General features: G+C 73.5%; 8 protein-coding genes. 6 read left to right on the top strand and 2 right to left on the bottom strand.

What is annotated here, in order from left to right; all coding sequences use genetic code 11:
* The first annotated feature begins 20 nt into the window (after window positions 1-20).
* Genes U874_RS0109305 through U874_RS0109325 form a run of 5 tightly spaced genes read left to right on the top strand, consistent with a single transcriptional unit; the run spans window position 21 to window position 5,521 of the window.
* The gene (locus U874_RS0109305) at window positions 21-800 is read left to right on the top strand and encodes an ABC transporter permease (RefSeq protein ID WP_025134274.1); all 780 of its coding nucleotides are present in this window, start codon (window positions 21-23) and stop codon (window positions 798-800) included.
* On the top strand, window positions 800-1,636 hold the full coding sequence (locus U874_RS0109310) for an ABC transporter permease (protein WP_025134275.1): 837 nt from the start codon (window positions 800-802) through the stop codon (window positions 1,634-1,636). Before U874_RS0109305 ends, U874_RS0109310 begins: the two co-directional genes overlap by 1 nt.
* Window positions 1,633-2,427: an ABC transporter ATP-binding protein gene (locus tag U874_RS0109315; RefSeq protein ID WP_025134276.1), complete on the top strand. Its 795-nt coding sequence runs from the start codon at window positions 1,633-1,635 to the stop codon at window positions 2,425-2,427. Before U874_RS0109310 ends, U874_RS0109315 begins: the two co-directional genes overlap by 4 nt.
* Before the next feature lie 2 nt (window positions 2,428-2,429).
* Window positions 2,430-4,751 (top strand): arylsulfatase, encoded by a 2,322-nt coding sequence (locus U874_RS0109320; RefSeq protein ID WP_025134277.1) that lies wholly within the window; start codon window positions 2,430-2,432, stop codon window positions 4,749-4,751.
* A 23-nt stretch (window positions 4,752-4,774) separates the two neighbouring features.
* Window positions 4,775-5,521, top strand: a complete 747-nt coding sequence (locus U874_RS0109325; protein WP_025134278.1) for a hypothetical protein — start codon at window positions 4,775-4,777, stop codon at window positions 5,519-5,521.
* On the opposite strand, the gene U874_RS0109330 is transcribed toward U874_RS0109325, so the two are convergent.
* Both U874_RS0109330 and U874_RS0109335 read right to left on the bottom strand, forming a co-directional pair.
* Window positions 5,440-5,772 carry an EthD family reductase gene (locus U874_RS0109330; RefSeq protein WP_025134279.1) on the bottom strand — a complete coding sequence of 111 codons (333 nt, stop codon included), beginning with the start codon at window positions 5,770-5,772 and terminating at the stop codon, window positions 5,440-5,442. The genes U874_RS0109325 and U874_RS0109330 overlap by 82 nt on opposite strands.
* Before the next feature lie 2 nt (window positions 5,773-5,774).
* Window positions 5,775-7,436, bottom strand: coding sequence for an amidohydrolase (locus tag U874_RS0109335; RefSeq protein WP_025134280.1), 1,662 nt, complete (start codon window positions 7,434-7,436; stop codon window positions 5,775-5,777).
* A gap of 230 nt (window positions 7,437-7,666) precedes the next feature.
* Here U874_RS0109335 and U874_RS0109340 point away from each other — a divergent pair, with 230 nt between their 5' ends.
* Window positions 7,667-8,503, top strand: coding sequence for an SDR family NAD(P)-dependent oxidoreductase (locus U874_RS0109340; protein ID WP_115651512.1), 837 nt, complete (start codon window positions 7,667-7,669; stop codon window positions 8,501-8,503).
* Window positions 8,504-8,531: the final 28 nt, after the last annotated feature.

Genomic DNA, 8,531 nt, shown 5'->3' on the forward strand with positions numbered 1-8,531 from the left:
GGAGCAGACGAGACCCACCCATGCACCGCGCATCACTGCTCCGCGCCGGGACCGGCGCGCTCGGCGTCCTCGTCGCGCTCGCCGCCTGGCAGCTCGCCGCGACCGCCGGTCCGCTCGCGGGCTCGCCGCTGCCGACGGCGGGGGAGGCGCTCTCGGCGCTCCTCCGCCTCCTCGGCACCGCCGAGGTGTGGACCGCGATCGGGGACACCCTGCTCATGGCGCTCAGCGGGCTCGCGATCGCCGTCGCCGCAGGCGTCCTCCTCGGCGTCGGCATCGGCGTCTCCCCGCTCGCGATGCACGCCACGCGCGTGCCCCTCGAGTTCCTGAAACCGATCCCGCCGATCGTGATCCTCCCCGTCGTCGCCCTCGTGCTCGGCCCGACGGCGGGGATGGGGATCTTCCTCGTCGCGTTCGGCTGCTTCGTGGCGATCGCCGTGCAGACGGCCGCCGGGGTATTCGACACCGACCCCGTCGCGCGGGCGACGGGCCGCTCCTACGGCATGGGCCGGGCCGAGATCCTCGCCCGCATCGTGCTCCCGAGCGCGCTGCCCTACATCGGCACGGCCGTGCGCGTCGCCGCGCCCACCGCGCTCATCGTCGCCGTCGTCGCCGGGCTGCTCGGCGGCGGCCCCGGGCTCGGCCAGAGCCTGTTGCTGTCCCAGCTCACGGGCAACCAGGAGCAGCTGTTCGCCTACGTACTGCTGCTCGGCACCCTCGGGCTCGTCTTCCAGGGGCTGAGCCAGTGGGGCGAGCGCCGCCTGCTGCACTGGCACCCCCAGTACCGAACGGAGCGCCCCTGATGGTCTTCACCTCTTCCATCCCCACGCGCACCCGCGCGGCGCGGCGCCAGCCTGGGCTCGGCGTCCCGCGCGGGGTGCTCATCGCCGCGGAGATCCTCGTGCCGATCGCGCTGCTCGCGACCTGGTGGTTCGCCTCGGCCGGTTCCAGCAACGCATTCTTCCCGCCGCTGCAGACGATTCTCGAGCGGCTCCTCGCCGTCGCGCAGACGCCGAAGTTCTGGCTCGACGTGGGCTCCTCGCTCGGCAACCTGCTGCTGTCCTTCGCACTCGCGAGCGCCATCGGCGTGCTGCTCGGCGCGGCGCTCGGCCTCGTGCGCCCGCTCGCCTGGTTCGTCGAACCGACGGTCCACTTCTTCCGGGCGATCCCGCCCGTCGCACTCGTGCCGATCTTCGTGTCGCTCATCGGCTTCGGGAACGAGACGCGCATCATCTCGATCACGCTCGCCGCGCTGTTCCCCGTGCTCATCTCGACGATCGACGGAATCCGCGGCGCCGACGAGACGCTCGGCATGGTGACCCGCGTCTACCGGATCGGCTGGGTCGACCGCGTCTTCGCGGTCACCCTTCCCGCCGCGAGCCCGCGCATCCTCTCGGGGATGCAGGTGGGCCTCATCACCGCGTTCGTCGTGATGATCGCGAGCGAGATGCTCGGATCGTCGACGGGGCTCGGCGCGTGGACGCTCCTCGCCCAGCAGTCCTTCGCCATCGCGGACATGTGGGCCGGCATCCTCACGCTCGGGGTCATCGGCTACGCGACGACGGCCCTCTTCACCCTCCTCCGGCGCAGCGTGCTGCGCTGGTACATCGCATCGCAACAGCAGGAGAAGAATCTATGACCAGGATCGCGCTCAGCGACGCGCCCGTGAGGCTCAGCGTCCAGGGCCTCGCCAAGACCTACGAGACGAAGCGCGGCGGTGTCCCCGTGATCGCCGATCTCACCTTCGACGTCCGTGCGGGCGAGATCGCCTGCATCGTCGGCCCCTCCGGGATCGGCAAGACGACGCTCCTGAAGTGCCTCACCGGGCTGCAGTCGATCTCCTCGGGCGCCGCGCGGATCGACGGCGAGCTGATCGACGGCCCGCCCGAGGAGATGGCGCTCGTCTTCCAGGAGTACACGCGCTCCCTCATGCCGTGGCTCACGGTCGAGAAGAACGTGCGCCTCCCGCTCCGCCACCTCCGTCTCCCCGCAGCCGAGCGGGAGGAGCGCATCGCACAGGCGCTCGCCGCCGTCGGCCTCGCGGGCGCCTGTGCGAAGTACCCCTGGCAGCTCTCCGGCGGCATGCAGCAGCGCGTCGCCATCGCACGTGCGATCGCCTACCGCCCCGAGGTGCTCGTGATGGATGAGCCGTTCGCTTCCGTCGACGCGCAGACCCGCTTCGAACTCGAAGACCTCTGCCTGCGCGTGCGCGAGCAATTCGGCATGACGATCGTCGTCGTCACGCACGACATCGACGAGGCCGTGTACCTCTCCGACCGCGTCATCGTGCTCGGCGAGCGCCCCGCGCGCGTGACCCGGATCATCGACATCGATCTGGGGGAGGAGCGCGACCAGATCGCCTCCCGCGCGCTCCCGCAGTTCGCCGAGCTGCGGAGCGAGATCCTCGCGCTCATCCGGAAGGCCGGCTGAGCGTGGGCGGGACGGGGGCGCGCGGCTACGAGGAGTTCGGGGGGCACGCCGCGGAGTTCGCCTCCGAGTCCACGCCGTGGTGGCCCGAGGAAGCCCGGGCCGCCGCGGACGCGCCGAACGTCGTGGTGATCCTCGTCGACGACCTCGGCTTCAGCGACCTCGGGCCGTTCGGCAGCGAGATCGCCACCCCCGCGATCGACGCGCTCGCCGCCGAGGGCTGGACGTTCACGAACTACCGCACGGCGCCGATGTGCTCGCCCGCGCGGGCCGCGCTCCTCACCGGGCTGAACCCGCATCGCGCGGGTTTCGGCTTCGTGGCGCACACCGATCCCGGCTACCCGGGCTTCACGTGCGAGCTCCCCGCGGCGGCGCCGACCCTTGCGGAGTCGCTCCGAGCCGGAGGCTACGCGACCTTCGCGGTGGGGAAGTGGCACCTCACGCTCGAGTCCCGGCTCCACGACGGGGCGGACCGTTCGTCCTGGCCGCTGCAGCGCGGCTTCGACCGCTACTTCGGCAGCATGGACGGCTTCACCTCGCTCCACCACCCGCACCGCCTCGTCCGCGACAACTCCGTCGACCCGCGCACCGAGTTCCCGCCCGGCTACTTCCTCACCGACGAGCTGGTTGACGAAGCGCTCGGGATGATCGACGATCTCCGAGCGAATGACGCCGAGCGGCCCTTCTTCCTCTACTTCGCGCACACCTCGGTGCACGGGCCCATCCAGGCGAAGCCCGCCGACATCGCGCGGCAGGAGGGGCGGTACGCCGCGGGCTGGGACCGGCTCCGGGAGCACCGCTTCGCACGGCAGCGCGAGCTCGGCGTCGTCCCCGCCCACGCTGAGCTACCGAGCGGCGCGGCGGCCGACGCCGACCGGATTCCCGAGTGGGCCGCGCTCGATGACGCCGAGCGCGCGCTGTTCGCCCGGCACATGGAGGTGTACGCGGCGGCGGTCGCGGACGTCGACGCGAGCGTCGCGCGCATCGTCTCGCGGCTCACCGAGCTCGGGGAGCTGGAGCGCACGATCATCGTCGTCACGAGCGACAACGGCGGAACGGCCGAGGGCGGACCGAGCGGCACCCGGAGCTACTTCGCGCAGTTCGGCACGGTGCCCGGTCTGCCCGAGGACTGGGTGCGCGACGTGCCGCGTCCGCTCGCCGAGATCGGCGGGCCGCGCGTGTTCAGCCAGTATCCGAGCGGGTGGGCGCGCGCCTCGAACACGCCGTTCCGGTCCTACAAGTCGACCACCTACGAGGGCGGGGTCCACGCGCCGCTCGTCATCTCCTGGCCGGGCGCCCCCGAGACCGCGCGGGGGCTGCGCGAGCAATTCGTGTTCGTCTCCGACCTCGCGCCGACGCTGCTCGACCTCGCCGGAGTGCCCCGGCTCTCCGAGCGCGCGGGGCGCACCGCGCTCGACGCCGATGGGCGGAGCGCCGCGGCGATCCTCGGTGATCCGGGCGCGGCCGGGCGCGAGCAGCAGTACTTCGAGTGCGTGGGCCGCCGCGCGCTCGTCGACGGCCGCTGGAAGGCCGTCTCGCCCGAGCCGCCCACACGCGCGGAGGGGAGCGCGGGCGGGCACTGGGAGCTCTACGACCTCGACGCGGATCCCACGGAGACCCGCGATCTCGCGGCCGAGCGGCCCGAGCACGTCGCGGCGCTCGCGGAACAGTGGCGCGACGAGGCGTGGGCGAACACCGTCTTCCCGCTCGACGATCTCGGCACGATGCACGAGCGGCGCCCCGCGAGCGAGGCGCGGCTCGGCGAACCCGTGAGCCTGGTGCCGTTCCGCCCCCCGCTCGAGCGCTTCCGCGCGTCGAAGCTCACGGTGCTCCGCTCCTTCGCGGTGGAGATCTCGCTCGAGCTGCCCGCGAGCGGCTCGGGCCACGGCGTGCTCGTCGCGCACGGCGACCAGGGCGGGGGCTACCTCCTCGCGCTCGAGCACGGGGCGCCGCTCCTCTCGTACAACGCCTACGGCGAGATGCACCGGGCGCGCGGGCCGGTGCTCGCGGCGGGGGCGTGCGAGATCGTGCTGCGTGCCGACGAGATCGCAGGGCTCCGCTGGCGGGTGAGCGTCCACGTCGACGGGGCCGAGGTCGCGGCGATCCCCGCCGTTCCCATGCTGCTCGGCATGGCCCCGTTCACGGGGATCAGCGTGGGCTACGACTACGGCGGGCCCGTCGACTGGGAGCTGCACGAGCGGCACGGCGCGTTCCGCTTCACGGGCGGGGAGATCGAGGCGCTGTGCTACGTGCCTGGCGCGCGCTCCGCGCACGACCGCACGGTGATCGCGGGCATCGACGCGGCGGTCGCCTCCCTTGCCGAGTAGCGCGGCCCGCGTAGGCTGGTGCCATGGAGCGCACGCAGGAGTTGGTCACGTACGACGGGCTCCCGGCGGCTGCCGGCGGAGCGCACGCCCTGCGGATCCGCCAGCCCGAGCGGGCGCTCGCCGCGTGGGACCGGTTCCTCGCCGCTTGCCTCCTCCCCGAGGCGCCTCCCGAGTGGGGAATGCGGCTCCTCCGGACCGGCCAGGACGCCGACGCCGTCTCTGCCGCGCGCGCCGCTGAGGAGACGGTGAGCGCCACACTCGGCGGGCCGAGCGCGCGGCAGCGCGCGCTCGTCGAGTGGCGGCTGCCCGCGGAGCGGCTCGGCGACGCGCTCCAGCTCCTCGCCGCGGCGAGCCCAGCGGCGGGCTCCGCGGCGCCGGCCTCGCGGGGGCAGCTCGCGATTACGGTGCGCGCGAGCGGCGGGCTGATCGATCCCGGCACGGGGGCCCGGTACCCGGATCTGAGCGCCGAGCACTGCGGCGGCTTCGCCGTCGACGGGTACGGCAGAAAGCTCGGCGTCTCGGGGATCCGCGGCACCTTCGCCGCGGGCTCGTCGAAGCTCTCGATGTGGCTCGTGTTCCCCGCGGACGAGCGCCTGCGCGGCGCGGCGCGGCACGTGCAGGAGCACGCACCCGTCCAGCTGTCCGCGAAGCACTGGCGGCGGTGGACGCTCACGCGCACCGGCTCGGGCTACCGCTCCGCGAAGCTCGTCTCGCCGCTCGTGAGCGACTCCACGGCGCAGTCGAAGACCGTCGCCCCGCCCGTCGCGTAGTTCGGCACATCGGCCTCGACGGCTCGGCCCTCCGGGGAGGCGAGCGCGGCCGCGAGGTCATCGGCCGAATCGAATACCGCCTCGAAGAGCCCGAAGAACGGTCCGGCGCCGGGCTCCGAGATCCCGAGCGAGAAGGTGATGCCGCGCACGCCGGGGAGTCTCGCGCACAGCGGGAGATGCGTGCTCCGGTAGTACGCCTCGAACGCGGCGCGGTCGGCGGGTTCCGGGTAGAGGACGACGAGCTTGTGCATGATCACCCCTCCGCGCGCTCGGCCGCGGCGTACACGCGGCGGCCGGCGAACCAGGTCTCCGCGACCGCGGTCTGCACGAGCTCGGTCTCGGGGTGCGCGAACGGGTCACGGTCGAGCAGGACGAAGTCGGCAGACTTCCCGACGACGAGCGAGCCGGTCTCCTCCGCGAGGCCCATCGCCTCGGCGCCGTTGATCGTGAATGCGGCGATCGCCTCGGCGAGCGTGATCGCCTGCTCGGGCCAGAGCACGCCGGGGTACGCGCCGCTCGGATCCTGCCGGGTGACGAGGCCGTGGATCCCCTCCCACGCGTTCGGGGAGGGGGAGACCGGCCAGTCCGAGCCGCCCGCCACGACCGCGCCCGCATCGAGCAGCGAGCGGTTCGGCTGGATCCGGTCGGCGCGCTCGCGGGGGAGCACGTCGCGGATCGCCTCGACGATCGGCCCGGGCACCCAGATGAACGGCGAGATGTCGGCCGCGACGCCGAGGGCGGCGAAGCGCGGCACGTCGTCGGGGTGCACGAACTGGCCGTGCGCCACCTGGTACCGGGTGTCGCGGTAGCCCGCGGCGCGCACCGCCTCGACCGCGTTCAGCACGGCGTGGACGGAGGCGTCGCCCGTGCAGTGGATCTTGGCCGACAGGCCGGCGTCGGCGACGCGGCGCAGCCAGCCCTCGAGCTCCGCGGGGTCGAGCAGCGTCTCGCCGTGGAAGTGCGCGCCGTGCGCGTCGTCGGGGAGGTACGGTTCGAGGAACGCCCCCGTGCGGGTCGGGGGAACGCCGTCGAGGAAGATCTTCACGAAATCGGGCCGGTGGTGGGGCGTGCGGAAGCGCTCGCCGTCGAACACGAGCGCGTCGCCGATCGCGGAGAACCCGAAGATCTCGTCGTTGATGAGCAGCGAGGTGACGACCCAGGCGTCGAGCTCGCCCGCGGTATCGAGGGCGCGGAGCGCCTCGAGGATGTGCGTGGAGACGCCGGCGTCCTGGAACGCGGTCACCCCGAAGGAACTCAGGATCTCGACGCCGCGCTTCGCCGCGGCGCGCTCCTGCTCCGGGGTGAGCCCGCCCGCTGCCTGCTGCGCGCGGGCCACGGGCAGCCCGGCGGCCTCGAGCAGGACGCCCGTCGCTCGCCCGCTCGCGCTCGCATCGGTGAGCACGCCGTGCTGTCCGGCGGAGACGCCCGCGATCTCCATGGCGCGCGAGTTCGCCCAGCGGTTGTGATGCGAGTCATCGGAGAGCATCACGGGTCGCCCGCCCGCGGCAGCGTCGAGGCGGTCGAGGGCCGCCGCCGTGTTGACCTCGGTGAGCCGGTCGCTCGCCCAGGGGCCGCCGACGATCCAGGCGTCGGCGGGGAGCCCTGCGGCGTACTCGGCGACGGCGTCGATGATGCCGTCGAGGGAGGCTCCGATCGGCACGCGGAGCTCGAAGAGCTCCTCCTTCCCCGCGAGGAAGTGATGGTTGTGCACGTCGACGAGTCCCGGCATGACGAACGCTCCGCCGAGCTCCCGCACCTCGGTGCTCGGCCCGGCGAGCGCGGCGATCTCGGCGTTCGCGCCGATCGCCGAGATCCTCCCGGCGGTGACCGCGAGCGCCTCGGCCCAGGGCCGCGCGGGGTCGACGGTGTAGATGCGGCCTCCCGTGAGGACGAGCTCGGGTGCGGCGTGGGTCATCGGTGACTCCATTCGGTTCGTGCGGTGCGCGGTGCGCGAGGACACTCCGGTCCCAGTATCGCGGTGGAAGCTCCACGCTCGTTGACTCAGCGCGCTGCGTGCTTGTCGGAGCGGGAGCGATCGCCCGGCGAACGCGGAATCGGCGCGAGGATGGTGCCACGCACGCACCCGCGCACGCCCGTGCGCACGCGCGCGAGCAGAGCAACACGTCAGCGTGGACGAAAGGAATCATCGTGGCGGAACACGGATCGGTTGAGGGGCGCGTCGTCGTCATCACGGGAGGCGGGACGGGGATCGGAGCAGCGATTGCCGAGCGGTACGCGGCCGAGGGCGCCCGCGTCGCGGTCGTGGGGCGGCGGCGTGAACCGCTCGACGCCGTCGCCGAGGCCACCGGCGCGCTCGCGGTCGTCGCGGACGCGGCCGATGGCGCCTCGGCGCGCGCCGCGGTCGCCGAGATCGTCGCCCGCTTCGGGCGCATCGACGTGCTCGTCGCGAACGCGGGCGGGCACGGCTTCGCCCCCGTGGGCGAGACGAGCGACGCGGACTGGGCGGCGGCGATCAGCGCGAACCTCTCGACCGCGTTCGTCATGGCGCGGGAAGCGCTTCCCGCGCTCCTCGCCGGGGCGGCCGAGGACGGGAGCCGGGGGAGCGAGATCGTCGTGGTCTCCTCGCTCGCCGGTCTCTTCGCCGGCCCGTCTGTCGCGGGATACACGGTGGGGAAGCACGCTCTGATCGGCCTCACCCGCAGCCTCGCGCGCGACTACAGTCGGCGCGGCGTCCGCGTGAACGCCGTGTGCCCGGGCTGGGTGCGCACGCCGATGGCCGACGCCGAGATGGACGAGTTCGCGGCGCACGCCCCCGAGATCGCGGATCGCGCGGCGGGCTACGCGGCGGTCACCCGCGACGTGCCGCTCGGCCGCGCCGCCGAAGCCGCGGAGATCGCGTCGATCGTGCGCTTCCTCGGCTCCGCCGAGTCGTCGTACATGACCGGCTCGGTGCTCGTCGCCGACGGCGGCGCGCACATCGTCGACCTCCCGACCGTCGCGTTCGAGCACGCGGGCATGTGAGACGGCGGTGCGCCGGCCCACGCCGGCG

The organism is Leucobacter sp. PH1c (genome assembly GCF_000633415.1).
GTDB lineage: Bacteria > Actinomycetota > Actinomycetes > Actinomycetales > Microbacteriaceae > Leucobacter.